The organism is Vibrio sp. Hep-1b-8 (assembly GCF_006124995.1).
Lineage (GTDB): Bacteria > Pseudomonadota > Gammaproteobacteria > Enterobacterales > Vibrionaceae > Vibrio.
Genome location: NZ_QEWN01000085.1, coordinates 1 through 895, shown reverse-complemented (window position 1 = coordinate 895; position 895 = coordinate 1). Strand labels below are relative to the sequence as shown.

Here is an 895-nt window from a genome sequence, read left to right as displayed (position 1 = left end):
GCTAAATACTACTGACTGACCGATAGTGAACCAGTACCGTGAGGGAAAGGCGAAAAGAACCCCTGTGAGGGGAGTGAAATAGAACCTGAAACCGTGTACGTACAAGCAGTAGGAGCACCCTCGTGGTGTGACTGCGTACCTTTTGTATAATGGGTCAGCGACTTATATTCAGTAGCAAGGTTAACCATCTAGGGGAGCCGTAGAGAAATCGAGTCTTAACTGGGCGTCGAGTTGCTGGATATAGACCCGAAACCAGGTGATCTAGCCATGGGCAGGTTGAAGGTTGAGTAACATCAACTGGAGGACCGAACCGACTAATGTTGAAAAATTAGCGGATGACTTGTGGCTAGGGGTGAAAGGCCAATCAAACCTGGAGATAGCTGGTTCTCCCCGAAATCTATTTAGGTAGAGCCTCGGACGAATACTACTGGGGGTATAGCACTGTTAAGGCTAGGGGGTCATCCCGACTTACCAACCCTTTGCAAACTCCGAATACCAGTAAGTACTATCCGGGAGACACACGGCGGGTGCTAACGTCCGTCGTGGAGAGGGAAACAACCCAGACCGCCAGCTAAGGTCCCAAATTATAGCTAAGTGGGAAACGATGTGGGAAGGCTTAGACAGCTAGGATGTTGGCTTAGAAGCAGCCATCATTTAAAGAAAGCGTAATAGCTCACTAGTCGAGTCGGCCTGCGCGGAAGATGTAACGGGGCTAAGCTATAAACCGAAGCTGCGGCAATGACTTTTAGTCATTGGGTAGGGGAGCGTTCTGTAAGCCGTTGAAGGTGTGTTGTAAAGCATGCTGGAGGTATCAGAAGTGCGAATGCTGACATGAGTAACGATAAAGGGGGTGAAAAACCTCCTCGCCGGAAGACCAAGGGTTCCTGTCCAACGT

General features: G+C 49.7%; 1 rRNA gene. It reads left to right on the top strand.

Annotated features, from left to right (window positions below):
• Positions 1-895: ribosomal RNA gene (locus tag DA100_RS08460) — 23S ribosomal RNA — on the top strand; the annotation flags it as partial.